This window comes from Streptomyces sp. NPDC006294 (assembly GCF_042870895.1).
In the GTDB taxonomy this organism is placed as follows: domain Bacteria; phylum Actinomycetota; class Actinomycetes; order Streptomycetales; family Streptomycetaceae; genus Streptomyces.
On the sequence record NZ_JBIAHV010000007.1, the window covers coordinates 26,560 to 46,257 of the forward strand.

Consider the following 19,698-nt stretch of genomic DNA (forward strand, 5'->3'; position numbering starts at 1 on the left):
AGGCGCTCGGGGCCGTGCGCCAGCACCATCGAAGGCATGCTGTGGTCCGACCCGGAGAACGAGCCGCCGAAGGAACTCCGCGACGTGCAGACGATGCTGCGGCGCGCGGGGCTGTTGCTGGCGCTGGCGATGGTGGTGGCGATGTTCGCGGCGGGGTTGCGGTGACGCGGGGGCGGGGCGGGGACTGTTCCCCTCCCCGCCCCTCCCGCTGTACGGGATGTGCGGCTCCGCCGCGTGGGGGCACAGCCCCGGACCCCGTGCCGCCCTCCGGGCGAGGTGTTCGGGGCTCCGCCCCCGGTCCCGTGCCGCTGGGTGGGCGGGCCCGGGCTGCGCCCGGACCCGGTACCGCGCCCCGCGCGGTGGCCTCAGACTCCCCCTACGGCCTGGCGGCCGTGGGAGGTACCCCCAGGCCGGGCTTGAGTCGCCCGCGTGGGGGCCCAGTCACGGTCTGGGGCCCCAGACGCGGTACCGCGTCGCCCGGGCGGTGGCGCGTCAGACCGGCCAGTAGCTGCGGGCCCAGGCCCGGGGGCCCGGGAGGGGCCTTGCGGTGCGGGCGATGCGGGCCGGGTCCGACCAGCCCTCTGGGGGGTGGGGGCCGTCCGTCGCGCTGCCCTCGATCGCCGCCGCGCGGGCCTGGACCACCGCCAGGGCGGCGGCCAGCTCCTCGGGGGTCGGGTTTCCTCGTACGACCTTGATCATCGTCTCGCCCTTCCTCGTGCGTAGCAGCTCTACAGGGGGATGTTCCCGTGCTTCTTCGGCGGCAGACTCTCCCGCTTGGTGCGCAGCTGCCGCAGGCCCTTGACCAGCTGGGCGCGGGTCTCGGAGGGCATGATCACCGCGTCGATGTAGCCGCGCTCGGCCGCCGTGTACGGGTTGAGCAGGGCGTCCTCGTACTCCTGGATGAGCCGTGCCCGCGTCGCCTCCTGCTCCTCCGCGCCCTCGACGGCGGCGATGGTGCGGCGGTGCAGGATGTTCACCGCGCCCTGCGCGCCCATGACCGCGATCTGCGCCGTCGGCCAGGCCAGGTTCAGGTCCGCGCCCAGGTGCTTGGAGCCCATGACGTCGTACGCGCCGCCGAACGCCTTGCGGGTGATGACGGTGATCAGCGGGACCGTCGCCTCGGCGTAGGCGTAGATCAGCTTGGCGCCGCGGCGGATGATCCCGCCGTACTCCTGGTCGACGCCCGGCAGGAAGCCGGGGACGTCGACGAAGGTCAGCACGGGGACGTTGAACGCGTCGCAGGTGCGGACGAAGCGCGCCGCCTTCTCGGAGGCGTTGATGTCCAGGCAGCCGGCGAACTGCATCGGCTGGTTGGCGACGATGCCGACCGGGTACCCCTCGACGCGGCCGAAGCCGGTGACGATGTTCGGCGCGAACAGCGCCTGCGTCTCGAGGAACTCGCCCTCGTCGAGGACGTGCTCGATGACGGTGCGGATGTCGTACGGCTGGTTCGCCGAGTCCGGGATGAGCGTGTCCAGCTCGCGGTCCTCGTCGCTGACCGCGATGTCCGCCTCCTCCGGGAAGGACGGCGGCTCGGAGAGGTTGTTGGACGGCAGGTACGACAGCAGGGACTTGACGTACTCGATGGCGTCCTTCTCGTCGCCCGACATGTGGTGCGCGACACCGGAGGTGGTGTTGTGCGTGCGGGCGCCGCCCAGCTCCTCGAAGCCGACGTCCTCGCCGGTGACGGTCTTGATGACGTCCGGTCCCGTGATGAACATGTGCGAGGTCTGGTCGACCATCACCGTGAAGTCGGTGATCGCGGGGGAGTACACCGCGCCGCCCGCGCACGGGCCGACGACCAGCGAGATCTGCGGGATGACGCCGGAGGCGTGGGTGTTGCGGCGGAAGATCTCGCCGTACATGCCCAGCGCGCTGACGCCTTCCTGGATACGGGCGCCGCCGGAGTCGTTGATGCCGATGACCGGGCAGCCCGTCTTCAGCGCGAAGTCCATCACCTTGATGATCTTCTGTCCGAACACCTCGCCGAGAGCGCCGCCGAAGACGGTGAAGTCCTGCGAGAAGACGGCAACCGGGCGGCCGTCGACCGTGCCGTAGCCGGTGACGACGCCGTCCCCGTACGGGCGGGTCTTCTCCAGCCCGAAGTTGGTCGAACGGTGCCTGGCGAACTCGTCGAGCTCCACGAACGAGTCCTCGTCCAGGAGCAGCGCGATGCGCTCGCGGGCCGTCAACTTGCCTTTGGCGTGCTGCTTTTCCACTGCCCGCGCGGAGCCGGCGTGCGTCGCCTCTTCGATACGGCGCTGAAGATCCGCGATCTTTCCCGCGGTGGTGTGGCTGCTCGGGTTCTGCGAGAGGGCGGTTTCCGGCTCGGACATCGGGATGCGGCTCCCTGGCTGGTCACGGGGACGGCTTAACGGGGACTGGACTCAAGGGGACGGTTGACGATCGTTTGCTACTGGCTCGTAGCGTATCGGCGCGGATACGGTTCGGCAGTGCGGTGTTTGCCACACCTACGCTGGCTTGCATGACGCCTCCGAATGCGCCCGAGAGCCGCTGGTCCGACCTCGACCGGCCGCCTCTGAACATCGCCGCTCTGCGCCGCGGCGTCGTCGTGCCCGGCGGTCTGTGGACCTCCCTGGACGTGGTGACGGCCACCGGTTCCACCAACTCCGACCTGGCGGCACGGGCCGCGTCCCTGCCCGAGGGAGCCGTACTGATCGCCGAGGAGCAGACCTCGGGGCGGGGCCGGCTGGACCGCGCCTGGACCGCGCCCGCCCGCTCCGGCCTCTTCTTCTCCGTACTCCTGCGGCCCGGTCCCGACGTGCCCGTGACCCGCTGGGGCTGGCTGCCGCTGCTCGCCGGCGTCGCCGCCGCGAGCGGACTCGCACGGGCCGCCGGCGTCGACATGTCCCTCAAATGGCCCAACGACCTGCTGGTGACCGTGGACGGCGAGGAGCGCAAGACCGGCGGCATCCTGCTGGAGCGCGCCGGGGACGACGCGGTGGTGCTCGGCCTCGGCATCAACGTGTCCCTGCGCGCCGACGAGCTGCCCGTCCCCGGGGCGGGATCGCTGGGTCTCGCGAACGCCGTGTCCACCGACCGCGACCCGCTGCTGCGGGCCGTGCTGCGCTCGCTGGAGAAGTGGTACACCGACTGGCGCACCGTCGTCGGCGACCCGTCGGCCTGCGGACTCCAGGAGGCGTACGTGGCGGGCTGCGCCACCCTGGGCCGCCGGGTGCGCGCCGAACTGCCCGGCGGCACGGCCGTCACCGGCGAGGCGGTCGCGCTGGACGGCGACGGCAGGCTGGTGCTGGCCACCGAGAGCGGGGAACGGCAGCCCGTGAGCGCGGGCGACATCGTTCACCTGCGGCCGGCGGGCTGACGGACGCCGGGCCCACGCGGACTCGAACCTCCTTCGCCGCCGGGACGTGAGCTGGGGCACACCTGCCGTATCGTTGAGGCGATCGCGCGACAGATCGGCAGGGCATTGCGCAGGGAACGGGCAGGAGGCGGCTGGTGACCGTCGACGACACCACTTCCGGCGCGGGCGCGCAGCCGCCGTCGGACGGCTCTTCCGGTGCGTCCGCCGCTTCGTCGGGGCAGGGCGCTTCGGGCTCCGGCCCGGGGTCCGGCTCCGGGGCGGTGCATCCGACGCCGCACCACGAGGTCGACCACACGGCGGAGCCGTCCGACGACCCGCTGGCCATCCGCCTCGAACAGCTGATCCTCGGCGCCGAGCGCCGCTACACCGCCTTCCAGGCCGCCCGTACCGCCGGTGTCTCCATGGAACTCGCCGCCCGCTTCTGGCGGGCCATGGGCTTCGCCGACATCGGACAGGCCAAGGCCCTCACCGAGGCGGACGTGCTCGCTCTGCGGCGGCTGGCCGGTCTGGTGGAGGCGGGCCTGCTCAGCGAGCCGATGGCCGTCCAGGTCGCCCGCTCGACCGGGCAGACCACCGCCCGGCTCGCCGACTGGCAGATCGACTCCTTCCTGGAAGGGCTGACCGAGCCGCCGGAGCCGGGCATGACCCGCACCGAGGTCACCTATCCGCTGGTCGAGCTGCTGCTGCCCGAGCTCGAGGAGTTCCTGGTCTACGTCTGGCGGCGCCAGCTCGCGGCCGCGACCGGCCGGGTCGTGCAGGCCGCGGACGACGAGGAGATGGTCGACCGCCGCCTCGCCGTCGCCTTCGCCGACCTCGTCGGCTTCACCCGGCTGACCCGCCGGCTGGAGGAGGAGGAGCTCGGCGAACTCGTCGAGTCGTTCGAGACCACCTGCGCGGACCTGGTGGCCGCGCACAGCGGCCGGCTGATCAAGACCCTCGGCGACGAGGTCCTGTACGCGGCGGACGACGCCGGCACGGCGGCGGAGATCGCGCTCCGGCTCATCGAGACGATGACCGACGACGAGTCGATGCCCGCCCTGCGGGTGGGCATCGCCTTCGGGACGGTCACGACGCGGATGGGCGACGTCTTCGGTACGACGGTGAACCTGGCGAGCCGGCTGACGTCGATAGCGCCGAAGGACGCGCTGCTGGTGGACGGGGCGTTCGCCGAGGAACTGATCCGCACCGGCGACGCGCCGGCCTCCGAGGCGGAGGCGGCGGAGGAAGCGGCCAAGGCGGAGAAGGAGGGCCGCGAGGTGCCGGTGTACCGCTTCGCGCTCCAGCCGATGTGGCAGCGGCCGGTGCGGGGGCTGGGCGTGGTGGAGCCGTGGCTCCTGACGCGCCGACCGTCCTGACGCGCCCGCTGCGCCTGCCCGGCGGGCTTGTTCCCCTGCCCTCCCCCTGCGGCCTGTCGGCCGCGGGGGACCCCACCTTCCCGCAACCCGGCCCGCCGCCCGGACCCCGTACCGCCCTCCGGGCGGCGGGCCGGGCTCTGCCCGGGACCGGTGCTTTGGGGGCTGCGCTTCAAGGGGCCCGTGCGGCTGGGCGGCGGGTCGGGTTTCGCCCGGGACCGGTGCTTTGGGGGCTGCGCTTCAAGGGGCCCGTGCGGCTGGGCGGCGGGCCGGGCTCTGCCCGGGACCGGTGCTTTGGGGGGCTGGCCTCCAAGGCCCCCGTGCGGCTGGGCGGGCGGGCCGGGTTTCGCCCGGGACCGGTAGCGCTCCGCGCGGTGGCCTCATCTCCCCCTGCGGCCTGGCGGCCGTGGGGACCCCGAGGCGGGGGCTGGAACTTGCCGGTCCCGTCGGGGCTCCGCCCCGAACCCCGTGCCTCAAGCGCCGGCGGGGCTGGAGTTGCCCGGCTCCGTGCCGGGTCCGGCGGCTTGAGCGCCCGCAGGGCTGATTTCGTGGAGCGAAATCCAGCCCGGCCTGGGGCACTCCCCCTACGCCTGGCCGCGTGGGAGGGGCCCCACCCACGGCCGCCAGGCCGTGGGGCGAGTTCGAGGCCACCGCGCGGAGCGCGGAACGGGGTCCGGGGTCCGGGGCCTGCCCCGGTTCGGGAAGGGGCGGGGTGGGGAACAGGTCCGCGCAGCGGTCACCGCACCCGCCGCCCGCCCCGCCACCCCGCATATGATCCCGTGAACCATCGTTAACCGGGAGGGTGCCTCATGTCGGAGTCCGAGCAGCGGTTCGGAGAATTCGTCGCCATCCGCAAGCACGCCCACGGCCACGTCGCCGAGCTCGTCCTCGACCGCCCCAAGGCCATGAACGCCGTCTCCACGGAGATGGCGCGCTCCATCCGGGCCGCCTGTGACGCGCTCGCGGCGGACCGGGAGGTGCGGGTGGGGGTGCTCAGTTCCACCAGTGAGCGGGCCTTCTGCGTCGGCGCCGACCTGAAGGAGCGCAACTCCTTCACGGACGCCGACCTGTCGCGCCAGCGGCCGACCACCCGTGGCGCGTACACCGGGGTGCTGGAGCTGCCGATGCCGACCGTCGCCGCCGTGCACGGCTTCGCGCTCGGCGGGGGCTTCGAGCTGGCGCTGTCGTGCGACGTGATCGTCGCCGACGCGACCGCGGTCGTCGGTCTGCCCGAGGTGTCCGTCGGCGTGATCCCCGGCGGTGGCGGTACGCAGCTGCTGCCGCGCAGGGTCGGGGCCGCCCGCGCCGCGGAGCTCGTCTTCACGGCGCGGCGCGTGGAGGCCGCGGAGGCAAGGGAGTTGGGGCTGGTCGACGTACTCGCGGAGGACGCCCGTACCGAGGCGCTCGCGCTCGCCGCCCGGATGGCCGCGAACTCGCCGGTGGGGCTGCGCAACGCGAAGAGGGCCATGCGGCTCGGGCACGGGCTGGACCTGCGCGCCGGGCTGGAGGTCGAGGACGCGGCGTGGCGGGCGACGGCGTTCTCCGGGGACCGGGCGGAGGGTGTCGCCGCGTTCAACGAGAAGCGGAAGCCGCAGTGGCCCGGCGAGTGAGCGAGTGAGCGAGTCCACGGCGACGACGGCGGCCCGGGTCCGCGACCCGGGCCCCTTCAACTGATCGAATCGGTGGAAACCTCCCTAAGCTGGGTGGATGGCTGTGGATGGGCGGTTGCGAGCCGTGGTGGCGCTGGCGCAGGCGATGGCCGCGGCTCAGACGCCGCGTGAGTCCTGGCGGGCGGCGGCCGTCGGGGCCTGCGGCGCGCTCGCCGGGTCGTTCGCGGCGCTGTCCGTGTGGGAACGGGAGCGCGGACGGCTGCGGGTGCTGGTGAACGCGGGCGAACGCGCGCCGGAGGAAGAGGAGTTCCCCGAGTCCGAGGCGTACCCGGTGAATCGTTTCCCCGAGATCACCGAGTTCCTCCACGAACGCTGGGCCGGCGGCGGTGAGCCGGAGGCCTGGGTGGAGACGGCGGCGGGCCCCGCGACGCCCGGGCACGGCTACTGCCACCAGAGGGTCGCCGCGCTGCGCCGCCGCGGCCGCGGCTGCTGCGTCGTCGCGCCGATCGTGCTGCACGGCAGGGCGTGGGGGGAGCTGTATGTGGCCCGGCCGGAGTCGGCCGCGGTGTTCGGCCGGGAGGACGCCGATTTCGCGACCGTGCTGGCGTCCGTCGTGGCGGCCGGTATCGCGCAGACCGAGCGGCTCGAAGAGGTGCGCAGGCTCGCGTTCACCGACCCCCTCACCGGCCTCGCCAACCGCCGCGCGGTCGACACCCGGCTCGACGAGGCGCTGGAGCGGCACCGGGCGGACGGCGCGGTCGTCAGTCTGGTGGTGTGCGACGTCAACGGGCTGAAGCGGGTGAACGACACCCAGGGGCACGCGGTCGGCGACCGGCTGCTGGAGCGGTTCGGCTCCGTCCTGTCGCTGTGCGGGGCGATGCTGCCGGGCGCGCTGGCGGCCCGGCTCGGCGGTGACGAGTTCTGCCTGGTCACGGTGGGCCCGTCCGCCGACGAGGTGGTCGACGTCGCCGGGCAACTGTGTGTCCGGGCGAAGGACTTGGAGCTGGGCGAGGGCGTCGCGTGCGGGGTCGCGTCGACCGGTGACCCGATCGGCGAGGTGCGCTCCGCCCGGCGGCTCTTCCGGCTGGCGGACGCGGCCCAGTACCGGGCCAAGGCGGCGCGCTCCCCGCAGCCGGTCGTGGCCGGCCGGGACGGCACGGTGATGCGGCTCGCCGACTCGCCGCCGCGCTCCCCGCAGGACCGCCGCCGGTTCCGGGACGCCCGCCCGGAGGAGGTGGAGGAGGAGCCGTGGAGCGAGCCCTGACGGCCCCGCGGTCCGGTACCGGCCGGTAAGGGGTCAACCTGCCCGCTGATGGTGACAGGTTTGGATTCAGTCCGTACGCTGCTGAATATGGATATGCAAACAGTCGTGGTGGGGACGTCCGGTACCACCGCCGATGACGTCATCGCCGTGGCCCGCCACGGCGCCCGTATCGAGCTCTCCGGCGAGGCACTCGCCGCCCTCGCCGAGGCCCGCGCCGTCGTGGACGCGCTGGCCGCCAGGCCCGAGCCCGTGTACGGCGTCTCCACCGGATTCGGCGCCCTCGCCACCCGCCACATCAGCCCCGAACTCCGCGTGCAGCTCCAGCGCAACATCGTGCGCTCGCACGCCGCCGGCATGGGACCGCGCGTCGAGCGCGAGGTCGTCCGCGCGCTGATGTTCCTCCGCCTCAAGACCGTCTGCTCCGGCCGCACCGGCGTGCGCCCCGAGGTCGCGCAGACCATGGCCGACGTGCTCAACGCGGGCATCACGCCCGTCGTCCACGAGTACGGCTCCCTCGGCTGCTCCGGCGACCTCGCCCCGCTGTCCCACTGCGCGCTCGCGCTCATGGGCGAGGGCGACGCCGAGGGCCCCGACGGCGTCGTGCGCCCCGCGGACGAGTTGCTCGCGGAGCACGGCATCGCCCCCGTCGAGCTGCGCGAGAAGGAGGGCCTGGCCCTCCTCAACGGGACCGACGGCATGCTCGGCATGCTGGTCATGGCCCTCGCCGACCTCGACCGCCTCTACAAGTCGGCCGACATTACCGCGGCGCTGACGCTGGAGGCCCTGCTCGGCACCGAGAAGGTCCTCGCACCCGAACTGCACGCCATCCGCCCCCACCCCGGGCAGGGCGCCTCCGCGGCGAACATGCTCGCCGTCCTCAAGGGCTCCGGGCTCACCGGCCACTTCCAGGAGGAAGCGGCGCCCCGCGTCCAGGACGCCTACTCGGTGCGCTGCGCCCCGCAGGTCGCCGGTGCCGGACGCGACACCATGGCCCACGCCCGGCTGGTCGCCGAGCGCGAGCTGGCCTCGGCCGTCGACAACCCCGTGGTCCTGCTCGGGGGTCCCTCCCAGGCAGGAGGTTCTGGGGGAGGCCGTGTCGAGTCCAACGGGAACTTCCACGGCGCTCCGGTCGCCTACGTCCTGGACTTCCTCGCCATCGCCGCCGCCGACCTCGGCTCGATCGCCGAGCGCCGCACCGACCGGTTGCTCGACAAGAACCGCAGCCACGGCCTGCCGCCGTTCCTCGCGGACGACGCGGGCGTCGACTCCGGGCTGATGATCGCCCAGTACACGCAGGCCGCCCTGGTCAGCGAGCTGAAGCGGCTCGCCGTCCCGGCGTCCGTCGACTCCATCCCGTCCTCCGCCATGCAGGAGGACCACGTCTCCATGGGCTGGTCCGCCGCCCGGAAACTGCGTACCGCCGTCGGCAACCTGAGCCGGATCATCGCCGTCGAGCTGTACGCGGCGACCCGCGCCATCGAGCTGCGCCGCCATCTCACCCCGGCCCCCGCGTCGCAGGCCGCCATCGAGGCGCTGCGCGCGGCAGGCGTCCAGGGCCCCGGTCCGGACCGCTTCCTCGCGCCCGACCTGGAGGCGGCGGACGCGTTCGTGCGGGACGGGCTCCTCGTCGCCGCCGTCGAGCCGGTGACCGGCCCGCTGGCCTGACGCGCCGCTCCCCGGCGGCCTGCGTGCCGCCGGGGGCTTCAGGAGGCGCCGGACGCGCCGCCGCGCATCGAGAAGCCGACGAAGCCCGCCCCGACGGCGAGGAACGCCGAGCCGCCGATCACATACGGGGTGGTGTCCACGGTGCCCGTCTCGGCCAGCAGCAGCCGTTCCTGGCCGGCCTGCTGCGTCACCGCGCCGGAGGAGGCCCCCGCCGGCCGTTCCGGATCCTCGGCAGTGGCGTTCGCCGAGGGAACGAACCACAGCGCGCACAGCACCGTCCCTGCGGCGATGGCGGTGAGCAGCGGTCGACGTGCGACGGACACGGAGTCGGTCCCCCTCGAGGCATCCTGGGATTGGCCGGTGGGCAGATGCTAGTGAACGCAGCGGGTCGTGGGAAAGCCGCGGGTCCCCCGCCATACGCTCCGTCGTATGAGCATCTCTGAGACATCACGGTATGTGCGGCTACGAGTGGAATTGGTGATCGAGGTCGACGACTCCGGGGCGCTGACCGGTGCGGCGCTCGAGCGGATCGCCGCCGACGAGTTCATGCCCGGCGCGGAGCGGACGCATGCGCAGTCCGCGGTGCGGGAGGACGACGCGGAGGCCCTGGCCTATCTCGTCGACCCGTTCGACCTGGTCAGCGCGGTCCCCGGAATCGAGCTGGCCCAGGCGTCCTGGAGCAGCGAGGAGATCGAGTACGACCCGGACTCCGACGACTGGCAGCTCGACGCCGACGACGACGATGACGACGAGGCGGTGGACGGTTACGCGGGCGGTCCCGACGGTTACCCGCTGCTCGACACGGAAACCGACATCGACAAGGACGACCCGCGGTCCTGACGCGGCGCGATGTGCCGTGGATCGCACAAAGCGGCGGCATGCGGCAGGCTTCGGGCCTCGGCCGGCCGGGAAGGCGAACCGGGGCCCGCTCCCTTCCGTGCCGTAGGAGCGGGAGCGACAATCGAAGAAGCGAAACCCGGACGGGTCGCCGTGCAACCGATGAGGCGGTTGGAGCGTCGATCAGTGTGGTGGGGAGAGTGTGTCCGGCGGACCGGGTGTCCTCGGACGTGCTCGACGAGTGTTGTTCCCCACATCTTTCACGGATGTGGAACCGGATGCCCTGGAATGGGGTTGTCCGTAGTGGTTGGTCAGGGGACTCGGCAGCGATGGAGAAGCGTGTGATGACGGACAGCAAGCGGCGCAGCGGCCTCAAGGTCGCATCCGCGGTGCTCGGGGGCGTGCTGGTCCTGTCGGCCTGCAGCGGCGGGGAAGACGGCAAGGACCCGGCTGCCGAGAACAACAAGACGTCACAGGCGCAGATCGACGAGGCCGCCGCCAAGGAGGTCTCGAAGGCGCGAATAGCGATCGAGCCCGAGAACGGCGCGACGAACGCGAGCATCAACAACGCGGCCAAGGTCACCGTCGCCGACGGCACCCTGACCGAGGTCACCATGACCACCAAGGACGGCACCCCGGTCGAGGGGACGCTCGCGGAGGACGGCACGAGCTGGAAGCCGGACGCCCAGCTCGAGCGCTCCACCACGTACAAGATCGCCGCCACGGCGAAGGACTCGGCCGGCCGGGAGGCGCACGAGAACGCGTCGTTCACCACCGTGTCGCCCGACAACAGCTTCATCGGCAACTTCACGCCGGAGGACGGTTCCACCGTCGGCGTCGGCATGCCGGTCTCGATCAACTTCAACAAGGCGATCACGGACCGCAAGGCCGTCCAGTCCGGGATCAGCGTGAGCTCCAGCAGCGGCCAGGAGGTCGTCGGCCACTGGTTCAACAGCCAGCGGCTGGACTTCCGCCCCGACAAGTACTGGGCCGAGGGCTCCACCGTGACGCTCAAGCTCGCGCTGGACGGCGTCGAGGGCGCCGACGGCGTGTACGGCGTGCAGCAGAAGACGGTCACCTTCAAGATCGGCCGCAACCAGGTCTCGACCGTCGACGCGTCCACGAAGATGATGACGATCACGCAGGACGGCAAGACGGTCAAAACCATTCCGATCTCCGCCGGCTCCTCGGAGAACCCGACCTACAACGGTCAGATGGTGATCTCCGAGAAGTTCAAGGAGACCCGGATGAACGGTGCGACGGTCGGCTTCACCGACGACGACGGCAAGGGCGAGTACGACATCAAGGACGTGCCGCACGCCATGCGGCTGTCCACGTCGGGCACCTTCATCCACGGCAACTACTGGGGCCCGGACTCGGTCTTCGGAAGCGCCAACACCAGCCACGGCTGTGTCGGCCTGAACGACGTCAAGGGCGCCGGCGACAAGAACCAGCCCGCCGCCTGGTTCTACGACAACTCGCTCATCGGCGACGTCGTCATCGTCAAGAACTCCAAGGACACCACGATCAAGCCGGACAACGGCCTGAACGGCTGGAACATGGACTGGGCGCAGTGGAAGGCCGGCTCGGCCGTCTGACCCGCTCCCGACCCGTACGGTGGCGGCGCCCGCGAAGGGCGCCGCCACCGCGCTTTTTCCGCCCCCGCCCGGGCCGGCGTGAAATTCCGAGCGGACGGGCCCTCCGGGCTCGTAGCGTCCCCGTATGACCGTCACCAGCCTCCCCACGCCCCTGCCGGGACCCGCCGTCGACGCCTGGCACGCCGTGGTCCATGCCGCGCATCTCCACGACCTGCCCGCGCACGTGCCCCCGCCCGGTCGCGTCGAGACCGAGGGGAAGCTGCGGACGCCGTCCGTGAACTCCCGGGCCCTGCACCGGGTGGCCGTGGCCGCCGACGGCTCGTACGACGGCGTGGCGACGGCCGTGCTGTTCACCGACGAGAACAACCGGCACACCGCCTTCCTCGACCAGCTGGCCGTCCGTCCGCAGGCCAGACGGCGCGGCGTCGGCACCAGGCTCTGGGAGGCCCTGCGCGCCGAACTCGCCGCGGACGGCCGCACATCGGTCACCACCGTCGTCGAACTCGGCGGCCCGGGCGAGGCGTTCGCCGTCCGCCACGGCCTCGCCAACGCCCTGCCGCTGGCCTGGTACGTCCAGGACGTCCCCGCCGCGCCCGCCGCCCACCCCGCGCTGCCCGACGGATACGCCTACGCCCACTGGACCGGCGTCGTCCCGGACACGCTCGCCGACGCGTTCGCCGAGGCCCACGACGCCATGGAGGACGCGCCCATGGGCGACGTCGCCTTGAGCGCCCCCAAGTGGGACGCCGCCCGGGTGCGGGCGGCGGCCCGTGTGATCGGTGACCGCGGCGGCGTCCTCCTCTCCGCGGCGGTCCTCCACACCGCGGACGGCGCCGACACCGTCGCCGCCTACACCGAACTGGTGCTGCGCGACCCCTCCGACGTCCGCGCCCTCCAGTACGACACGGTCGTGCTCCCCGCCCACCGCGGCCGCGGCCTCGGCCTGGCCGTCAAGCGCCACATGACGTCCGTGCTGACCGACCGGTGCCCCCACGTCCGGCAGATCGCCACGACGGTCGCCGACGAGAACGGCCCCATGCTCGCCGTCAACGACCGGCTGGGCCATACGCGCGAGCGCGACATCGGCTACTTCCAGGCGACGCTGTGAGCGCCGCCGGCCGCGGTCGTTTCGCCCCGGGCGCAACCGCGGGTGCTGCCCGGGCGGGCCGGGCGCTTCTAGGCTGGGGCGATGAGCAGTGACGAGACGAACCGAGACCGTGTCGTTCCCCTGCGTCCGGCCGCGGGGCCCGCGTCGGGCCGCGGCGGCAGGGAGCCGTTGTGGCGGCACGTCGTCGGGGGTGTTCTGCGGCGGGAGCGGCTGGCGCAGGAGCGCACGCTCAAGGATGTGGCCGACGCCGCCCGGATCTCCGTCCCGTACCTCTCCGAGCTCGAACGCGGCCGCAAGGAGGCCTCCTCGGAGGTCCTGGCCGCGGCCGCGCACGCGCTCGGCTACGGGCTCGCCGATCTACTCGCCCTGACCCATCGCGAGCTCGTCCGCCCGGCCCGCGTCACCACGGTCCGTTCGGCCACGGTCCGTTCCACGGCGGTCCGTTCGGCCACGGTCCCGCTGAGCCGGCCCGAGGCGCGGGCCGCGTTGCCGGGGGACGTGCGCCTGGCGGCGTGACGGCGGGTCAGGCCCGGCCCGGGGCCCGGCGGCTCAGCACTTCGTCCGCGAGGCCGTACGCCACGGCCTCGGGGGCCGTGAACACCTTGTCCCGGTCCATGTCGGCACGCAGGGCCGCCACCTCGTGGTGCGTGTGCCGGGACAGCACCTCCTCCACCTGGGAGCGGATCCGCAGCATCTCCTTGGCCTGCAGGCTGAGGTCGGAGACCGTGCCCTGCCGGCCGGCGCTCGCCGGCTGCCCGAGCAGTACCCGCGCGTGCTCGAGGACGAACCGCCGCCCCGGGTCCCCGCCGGCCAGCAGCACCGCCGCCGTCGAGGCGGCCTGGCCGACGCAGAACGTGGAGATCGGCGCACGCACGAACGACATCGTGTCGTAGATTGCCATCAGCGAAGTGAAGGAGCCGCCGGGCGAGTTGAGGTAGATCGCGATCTCCGTGTCCGGACTCGACGACTCCAGGTGGAGCAGCTGGGCGATGACGACGTTCGCCACACCGTCGTCGATCTCCGTGCCCAGGAAGATGATCCGCTCGGACAGCAGCCGGCTGAAGACGTCGTAGGACCGTTCGCCCTGCGGGGTGCGCTCGACGACGTTCGGGATCGTGTACTGGCCCATGTCAGCTCCCCAGCCCGATACGCCGGGCCGGTCCGGCCGGCCGGACGTCCGCCAGCGCCTCGACGACGTGGTCGACCATGCCGTACTCCTTCGCCTGCGCGGCCGTGAACCACCGGTCGCGGTCGCCGTCGCGCGAGATCGTCTCCTCGCTCCGGCCGGTGTGCTCCGCGGTGATCCGCTCGACGGCCTTCTTCGTGAACTCCAGGTTCTCGGCCTGGATCGCGATGTCCGCGGCCGTGCCGCCGATCCCGGCGGACGGCTGGTGCATCATGATCCGCGCGTTCGGCAGCGCGAAGCGCTTGCCCGCCGTGCCGACCGTGAGCAGGAACTGACCCATGCTCGCGGCGAAGCCCATCGCGAGCGTCGACACGTCGTTCGGGATCAGCCGCATCGTGTCGTAGATCGCCAGCCCGGCCGTCACCGAGCCGCCGGGGCTGTTGATGTAGAGGCTGATGTCGCTCCTCGGGTCCTCGGCCGACAACAGCAGCAACTGCGCGCAGACCCGGTTCGCGGACACCTCGTCGACCTGCGTCCCGAGGAACACGATCCGCTGCGCCAGCAGCTGGGCGGCCAGATGGTCGTCGAACCGCGACGGGGGCGTGTCCCCGTCGGCGGCCCGCGGGAACGGCTCGTACGGGTACGGGGCGAGCGGTGGCATCGGGGCCTCCTCGTGGTGGTCCGCGACGACGGCCCGCCGCGGTCCTCCCACTGTCCGGCCGCCGCCGCCGCTCTGTCAGAAACCTCTGCCCGCAGCAGATTCGCTACGGGCAGAGGTCCCGCCCACCAGACCCGGTCACCCCACGGGCCGCGTCCCGCGCGCAGCTCGTCGGCTCGTCGAGCAGCAGCAGCTCCGGCGCGGCGGCCAGCACGCCCGCCAGCGCCAGCCGCGACTGCTCACCGCCGGAGAGCGTCCGCAGACTTCGCCCCCGTCCGATCCCGGCAAGGCCGAGACCGTGCAGGGCGACGTCGACGCGGGCGCGGCGTCGGCCTGGTAGCCGCCGCGTTCCTCGAAGGCCGTGAGCAGTTCGCCGTATGCGGCGAGGCATACGCCTTCGAGACGTCCTTCATGGTCAATTGGGCCAACGCCGATGGGGCGTGTTCACGCATGAGGTCCGCGCGGCCGCCGCTGTCACGCGGCTCGTGGCCGGCGACGGCGACCCCTACTGCCCGGGCGGTACGGAGCGGCACTTCGGCCGCCCGCTCGGCCTCGACACCGACGTCGTCCCGGGCGGCGCGCACCTCGACCTCGACGCCGGATACGGTGCCTGGCCGTCCGTCCTGGCCTGGTACCCGACCCCGGGCGAACCGTTCACCGGCCGCGCCGCCGCCTGACGCCGCGGACCCCGCGCCTCAGCGGGTCCGCACGGCCCAGGCCGGGCACGAGACCCCCGTGCCGCCGGCGCCGCAGTAGCCGGCCGGATTCCGGGCCAGATACTGCTGGTGGTACGCCCGCGCCGGATAGAACGGGTGCTCCCCGGACGGCAGGATCTCCGTGGTGATCGGCCCGTACCCGGCGGCGGACAGGGCCTTCTGGTACGCGTCGCGGGACGCCTCCGCGGCGGCGGCCCGGGCCGGGGTGCGGGTGAAGAGGAGCGACCTGACGTGGGTGCCGGTGTCGTTGCCCTGCCGGAAGCCCTGCGTGGGGTCGTGCGACTCCCAGAACAGCCTGAGCAGATCGTCGTACGACACCTTCGCCGGATCGAACACCACGCGGACGGTCTCCGCGTGCCCGGTCAGCCCGGTGCGGATCTCGTCGTCGACCGGGTTCGGGGTGTGCCCGCCCTGGAAGCCGGTCACGGTGGTCCAGACGCCGGACGTCTGCCAGAACCGGCGCTCGGCGCCCCAGAAGCAGCCGAGGGCGAACTCGGCGACCTCCAGCCCCTCCGGCCAGGGCCCCTGCAGCGGAGTGCCCAGCACGGCATGGCGTTCCGGCACCTCGTACGCGAGCGCGGGACGCCCCGGCGGTGCCTCCTCGGGCGTGGGCAGACGCAGATCCCGGCCTCTGGCGAACAGCATGGGGCCCTCGTTCCCTGTGACGGCGGACGTTCCCGGCCCCCCATTGTCCCGGCGACTCCCGCCCGCGAACACCTGCAGACCGGCCGTCCTCGTCCTGTCCGCCGACGGGGCGGCGGTGCACCAGAGGACGCGGACGGCGGGAGCCCCACCGAACCACCGTTCGCCACCCGGCATCGCCACCACCGGAAGGCACCAGCCACCCGCAGCGGCGCCGGACCGCCCGCCGCCCCGGCGCCGGCCAACCCACCTCTGCCGAGCGCCGGCCAGGGCCCGTGAGCTGGGCGAACGTGGTGGACGGCCGCCCGCACGCAGGCTATCTTCCGCAGGCGGCCCGGAGTCCCCGCGCCGCGCACCGCGGCGCTCCGGCCGGGTCAGCCCTCGGCCTTCGCCACGCCGATCGGGCACGAGACCCCCGTGCCGCCGATGCCGCAGTAGCCTGCCGGGTTCTTGTCCAGGTACTGCTGGTGGTACGCCTCGGCCGGGTAGAACGGGCGGTCGGCCGCCGGGAGGATCTCCGTGGTGATCGTGCCGTAGCCCGAGCCGGTCAGGACCTTCTGGTACGCGTCGCGGGACGCCTTCGCCGCGGCGGCCTGCTCGGGGGAGTGGGTGTGGATCGCCGAACGGTACTGCGTGCCCACGTCGTTGCCCTGGCGGAAGCCCTGGGTCGGGTTGTGGGACTCCCAGAAGATCTTCAGCAGCGTCTCGTACGAGACGACCGACGGGTCGAAGACGACGCGGACCGCCTCCGTGTGGCCGGTCAGGCCCGAGCAGGCCTCCTCGTACGTCGGGTTCTCGGTGTATCCGCCCTGGTAACCGACGAGGGTCGTCCATACGCCCCTGGTCTCCCAGAACTTCCGCTCCGCGCCCCAGAAGCAGCCCATCGCGAAGTCCGCGGTCGCCAGGTGGGCGGGGTACGGGCCGAGCAGCGGGTTGCCGAGGACCGTGTGACGGTCGGGCACGGTGAAGGACGGGTCCGGGCGGCCCTTGAGGGCCTGCTCGGGGGTGGGCAGCACGGGCGTACGGCCGAAGAGCATGGCTGGTTCTCCTTCACGGTGGCGGCACCGGGGACAACGTCCCGGCGCCGTCCGGAATTCCGCGCCGGGCCCCGCCGCGCAAGCGGGCCCCGGCAGCGCTGTCAGTGCGGCAGGGTCGCCGGGCTGCCGCCGCTCGCCTCGTAGCCGGCGACCGCCAGGGCGCGGTAGACCGCGTACGCCGCGGCCGGGTCGGGCTCGGTCGTCCAGGGCAGCGCGCCGACGTGCCCGTCGACCCGTACGAGCTGGTGCATCGCCTCGGTCCACCGCTCGGAGTTGACCAGGAAGACGATGAGCAGGTGGCGCACCTGCGGGAGCATCGGGTCGTCGGGGCGGGCGGAGTGCACCGCGTAGAGCGCGCCCTCGATCGCCTTGGTGACCACCGCGCTCTGGTAGAAGGACTGCACGAGGTTCACCTCGGGCAGGTGCTCGTACACCGCGAAGAGCGGGAGGGCGGCCAGCAGCGATCCGTGCGGGGCGCGGGCCGCGGCGGTGGTGGCGAAGTGGTCCGCCTCCGCGCGGGAACCGTGCCACTTCTCGCACAGGTGGTGCAGCGCGGCGAGATGGGCGCCCATGTGCTCGGGCGCGCGGTCGATGACCTTGGCCCACAGCTGGTCGAACTGCTCGGGGCCGTAGCCCAGTCCGCGGGCGACGGCCAGCTCGGTGATGTACGGGACCGGGTCGCCGGGGGCGAGGAGCGCGGCCTCGCCGCAGACCTTCCTGGCCTCCTCGAGGATGATCCGGAACTCGTCGGAGCCCACGTCGGCGGTGCGCCACGCCTGCTGGACGAGGAACTCGGCGTGCACCTGCGCCGCCCCCGCGTCCTTCGGGGCCTCGGCGCGCCAGCTGCGCAGCCACGCGCCGCCGACGCCGGGCTGCTGCGCGAGTTCCAGGGAGGCTGCGCCGGCGAACGCCTGGACGCGCTGCCAGCGCTGCTCGCCCTCCTTGGGCGTGCCGGCGAGCAGCTGGGCGGCGGCCTTCCACTCCTGGGTGCGCTGGACGAGCTCCAGCACGTCGAGGAGGTCCTGGTCCGGTCCGGGGGTCCGGACGTCCAGCTCCTCCTGGCGTACGAAGCCGTACTTCTCCGGGTCGGCGGCGTCCGGCGAACCGGGCCGTGCGAGCTGGACGCGGTTGCGGCGGCTCCGGAGGAAGGGGCCGAGGACCACGACCAGCATGCACAGCGCGATCAGGAACCAGAGAATCTCCATGGGCCCATTGTCCAGGACGCATCCGGGCAACTGCCACGGCCTGCCCCGTACGGGACTACGCTCGGGTGCCATGAGCGACCACAGCTTCCACAGCTTCGAGACCCGCGCCATCCATGCGGGCAACACGGCGGATCCGCAGACCGGCGCGGTCGTCCCGCCCATCTACCAGGTGTCCACCTACAAGCAGGACGGCGTCGGCGGCCTGCGCGGCGGCTACGAGTACAGCCGCAGCGCCAATCCCACGCGCACCGCACTGGAGGAGAACCTCGCCGCGATCGAGGGCGGACAGCGGGGCCTCGCCTTCGCGTCCGGGCTCGCGGCGGAGGACTGCCTGCTGCGGACGCTGCTGCGGCCCGGCGACCATGTGGTGATCCCCAACGACGCCTACGGCGGCACCTTCCGGCTCTTCGCCAAGGTGGTCGAGCGCTGGGGCGTGGACTTCTCCGTGGCGAACACCTCCGACCCGGCGGCGGTGCGGGCCTCGGTCACCGACCGTACGAAGGTGATCTGGGTCGAGACGCCGTCGAACCCGCTGCTCGGCATCACCGACATCGCGGCCGTGGCGGACATCGCGCGCACGGCGGGCGCGAAGCTCGTCGTCGACAACACCTTCGCCAGCCCGTACCTGCAGCAGCCGATCGCGCTCGGTGCGGACGTCGTCGTGCACTCGCTGACCAAGTACATGGGCGGTCACTCGGACGTCGTGGGCGGCGGGCTGATCGCCGCCGACGCCGGTCTCGGCGAGGAACTGGCCTATCACCAGAACGCGATGGGCGCGGTCGCCGGGCCGTTCGACGCGTGGCTGGTACTGCGCGGCATCAAGACGCTGCCGGTCCGGATGGACCGGCACAGCGAGAACGCGACCCGGATCGCGGAGATGCTGACCAAGCACGCGAAGGTCGCCGAGGTCTTCTACCCGGGCCTGCCGGAGCACCCCGGGCACGAGATCGCGGCGAAGCAGATGCGGTCCTTCGGCGGCATGGTCTCGTTCCGCGTCCAGGGCGGCGAGCAGGCGGCCCTGGAGGTCTGCAACCGGGCGAAGCTCTTCACGCTGGGCGAGTCGCTGGGCGGTGTGGAGTCGCTGATCGAGCACCCGGGCCGGATGACGCACGCGTCCGTCGTGGGCTCCGCGCTGGAGGTGCCGGGGGACCTGGTCCGGCTGTCCGTGGGCATCGAGGCGGCGGACGACCTGCTGGCGGACATCCAGCAGGCGCTGGGCTGACGCCCCCTGCCCGACGTCCCGTCACCTTCCTGGGGTCCCCGGAGCGCGCCCGCGCCCCGGGGACCCCAGGGCTTTCCGGCGGGGCGGGTTCAGACGGCCGCCTTCTCGTCCTCGAGGGATTCACGGACCATCTGCCGGAGCTCGGGGGTGTCGGTGTGCTCGTGCACGGAGACGGCGTGCTCCACGGCCGCGCGTACGACTTCCTCCTCCTCACCGCTGATGGTGAGAGTGCACCCCGACACGCTCGGAGTGTTGCGGCAGTCGGCGACTTTCCTGGTCATGAGGGCCTCCTGAGCTGGTTCCAGATGCCGCTCA

The 19,698-nt window shown here is 72.8% G+C and carries 21 protein-coding genes and 1 pseudogene; 12 read left to right on the plus strand and 10 right to left on the minus strand.

Annotated features, from left to right (window positions below; translation table 11 throughout):
• Positions 1-36: 36 nt before the first annotated feature.
• Positions 37-165, plus strand: coding sequence for a morphogenic membrane protein MmpB (gene mmpB, locus ACFYOP_RS13690; protein WP_356897104.1), 129 nt, complete (start codon positions 37-39; stop codon positions 163-165).
• 327 nt (positions 166-492) lie between these two features.
• Here the strand turns inward: mmpB and ACFYOP_RS13695 are convergent, their stop codons facing one another.
• Entirely contained in the window at positions 493-699 is a 207-nt protein-coding gene (locus ACFYOP_RS13695; protein ID WP_356897106.1) for an acyl-CoA carboxylase epsilon subunit, read from the minus strand.
• Between the two features lie 29 nt (positions 700-728).
• Positions 729-2,336, minus strand: coding sequence for an acyl-CoA carboxylase subunit beta (locus tag ACFYOP_RS13700; RefSeq protein ID WP_356897108.1), 1,608 nt, complete (start codon positions 2,334-2,336; stop codon positions 729-731).
• Positions 2,337-2,485: 149 nt separating this feature from the next.
• On the opposite strand from ACFYOP_RS13700, the gene ACFYOP_RS13705 reads away from it, so the two are divergent.
• The 5 genes from ACFYOP_RS13705 (at position 2,486) to hutH (ending at position 9,234) form a co-directional block, all read left to right on the plus strand.
• Complete coding sequence (locus ACFYOP_RS13705) at positions 2,486-3,343, plus strand: biotin--[acetyl-CoA-carboxylase] ligase (protein WP_356897110.1); 858 nt, start codon at positions 2,486-2,488, stop codon at positions 3,341-3,343.
• 134 nt (positions 3,344-3,477) lie between these two features.
• Positions 3,478-4,698, plus strand: coding sequence for an adenylate/guanylate cyclase domain-containing protein (locus ACFYOP_RS13710; RefSeq protein ID WP_356897112.1), 1,221 nt, complete (start codon positions 3,478-3,480; stop codon positions 4,696-4,698).
• Between the two features lie 806 nt (positions 4,699-5,504).
• The gene (locus tag ACFYOP_RS13715; RefSeq protein ID WP_356897114.1) at positions 5,505-6,305 is read left to right on the plus strand and encodes an enoyl-CoA hydratase-related protein; all 801 of its coding nucleotides are present in this window, start codon (positions 5,505-5,507) and stop codon (positions 6,303-6,305) included.
• Positions 6,306-6,402: 97 nt separating this feature from the next.
• Positions 6,403-7,569 (plus strand): diguanylate cyclase domain-containing protein, encoded by a 1,167-nt coding sequence (locus tag ACFYOP_RS13720; RefSeq protein ID WP_356897116.1) that lies wholly within the window; start codon positions 6,403-6,405, stop codon positions 7,567-7,569.
• Between the two features lie 93 nt (positions 7,570-7,662).
• Complete coding sequence (gene hutH, locus ACFYOP_RS13725; protein ID WP_356897305.1) at positions 7,663-9,234, plus strand: histidine ammonia-lyase; 1,572 nt, start codon at positions 7,663-7,665, stop codon at positions 9,232-9,234.
• A 38-nt stretch (positions 9,235-9,272) separates the two neighbouring features.
• Here hutH and ACFYOP_RS13730 read toward each other — a convergent pair whose 3' ends face one another.
• Positions 9,273-9,557 (minus strand): hypothetical protein, encoded by a 285-nt coding sequence (locus tag ACFYOP_RS13730; protein WP_356897118.1) that lies wholly within the window; start codon positions 9,555-9,557, stop codon positions 9,273-9,275.
• A gap of 106 nt (positions 9,558-9,663) precedes the next feature.
• Between ACFYOP_RS13730 and ACFYOP_RS13735 the strand changes: the two genes are divergently transcribed.
• The 4 genes from ACFYOP_RS13735 (at position 9,664) to ACFYOP_RS13750 (ending at position 13,293) form a co-directional block, all read left to right on the plus strand.
• A complete protein-coding gene (locus ACFYOP_RS13735; RefSeq protein ID WP_356897120.1) occupies positions 9,664-10,074 on the plus strand; it encodes a hypothetical protein in 411 nt (136 codons plus the stop codon).
• A 326-nt stretch (positions 10,075-10,400) separates the two neighbouring features.
• On the plus strand, positions 10,401-11,669 hold the full coding sequence (locus tag ACFYOP_RS13740; RefSeq protein WP_356897122.1) for an Ig-like domain-containing protein: 1,269 nt from the start codon (positions 10,401-10,403) through the stop codon (positions 11,667-11,669).
• Between the two features lie 124 nt (positions 11,670-11,793).
• Entirely contained in the window at positions 11,794-12,777 is a 984-nt protein-coding gene (locus ACFYOP_RS13745; RefSeq protein ID WP_356897124.1) for a GNAT family N-acetyltransferase, read from the plus strand.
• Between the two features lie 81 nt (positions 12,778-12,858).
• The gene (locus ACFYOP_RS13750) at positions 12,859-13,293 is read left to right on the plus strand and encodes a helix-turn-helix transcriptional regulator (RefSeq protein ID WP_356897126.1); all 435 of its coding nucleotides are present in this window, start codon (positions 12,859-12,861) and stop codon (positions 13,291-13,293) included.
• Between the two features lie 7 nt (positions 13,294-13,300).
• On the opposite strand, the gene ACFYOP_RS13755 is transcribed toward ACFYOP_RS13750, so the two are convergent.
• The 3 genes and pseudogenes from ACFYOP_RS13755 to ACFYOP_RS13765 all read right to left on the minus strand — a co-directional run.
• Positions 13,301-13,906: an ATP-dependent Clp protease proteolytic subunit gene (locus ACFYOP_RS13755; RefSeq protein ID WP_356897128.1), complete on the minus strand. Its 606-nt coding sequence runs from the start codon at positions 13,904-13,906 to the stop codon at positions 13,301-13,303.
• A 1-nt stretch (position 13,907) separates the two neighbouring features.
• Complete coding sequence (locus ACFYOP_RS13760; RefSeq protein WP_356897130.1) at positions 13,908-14,564, minus strand: ATP-dependent Clp protease proteolytic subunit; 657 nt, start codon at positions 14,562-14,564, stop codon at positions 13,908-13,910.
• A 145-nt stretch (positions 14,565-14,709) separates the two neighbouring features.
• Positions 14,710-14,948 (minus strand): annotated as a pseudogene (locus ACFYOP_RS13765) (ATP-binding cassette domain-containing protein); the annotation flags it as partial.
• Positions 14,949-15,001: 53 nt separating this feature from the next.
• Between ACFYOP_RS13765 and ACFYOP_RS13770 the strand changes: the two are divergent.
• Positions 15,002-15,238, plus strand: coding sequence for an alpha/beta hydrolase (locus ACFYOP_RS13770; protein ID WP_388451502.1), 237 nt, complete (start codon positions 15,002-15,004; stop codon positions 15,236-15,238).
• A gap of 18 nt (positions 15,239-15,256) precedes the next feature.
• On the opposite strand, the gene msrA (ACFYOP_RS13775) is transcribed toward ACFYOP_RS13770, so the two are convergent.
• From msrA (ACFYOP_RS13775) to ACFYOP_RS13785, 3 genes are all read right to left on the minus strand, one after another.
• The gene (gene msrA, locus ACFYOP_RS13775; protein ID WP_356897132.1) at positions 15,257-15,922 is read right to left on the minus strand and encodes a peptide-methionine (S)-S-oxide reductase MsrA; all 666 of its coding nucleotides are present in this window, start codon (positions 15,920-15,922) and stop codon (positions 15,257-15,259) included.
• A gap of 371 nt (positions 15,923-16,293) precedes the next feature.
• A complete protein-coding gene (msrA, locus tag ACFYOP_RS13780; RefSeq protein ID WP_356897134.1) occupies positions 16,294-16,956 on the minus strand; it encodes a peptide-methionine (S)-S-oxide reductase MsrA in 663 nt (220 codons plus the stop codon).
• Positions 16,957-17,057: 101 nt separating this feature from the next.
• Positions 17,058-18,161, minus strand: coding sequence for a hypothetical protein (locus tag ACFYOP_RS13785; protein ID WP_356897136.1), 1,104 nt, complete (start codon positions 18,159-18,161; stop codon positions 17,058-17,060).
• Between the two features lie 70 nt (positions 18,162-18,231).
• Between ACFYOP_RS13785 and ACFYOP_RS13790 the strand changes: the two genes are divergently transcribed.
• Positions 18,232-19,383: a cystathionine gamma-synthase gene (locus ACFYOP_RS13790; protein WP_356897138.1), complete on the plus strand. Its 1,152-nt coding sequence runs from the start codon at positions 18,232-18,234 to the stop codon at positions 19,381-19,383.
• An 89-nt stretch (positions 19,384-19,472) separates the two neighbouring features.
• Here the strand turns inward: ACFYOP_RS13790 and ACFYOP_RS13795 are convergent, their stop codons facing one another.
• A complete protein-coding gene (locus ACFYOP_RS13795) occupies positions 19,473-19,664 on the minus strand; it encodes a DUF1059 domain-containing protein (RefSeq protein WP_356897140.1) in 192 nt (63 codons plus the stop codon).
• Positions 19,665-19,698 lie beyond the last annotated feature (34 nt).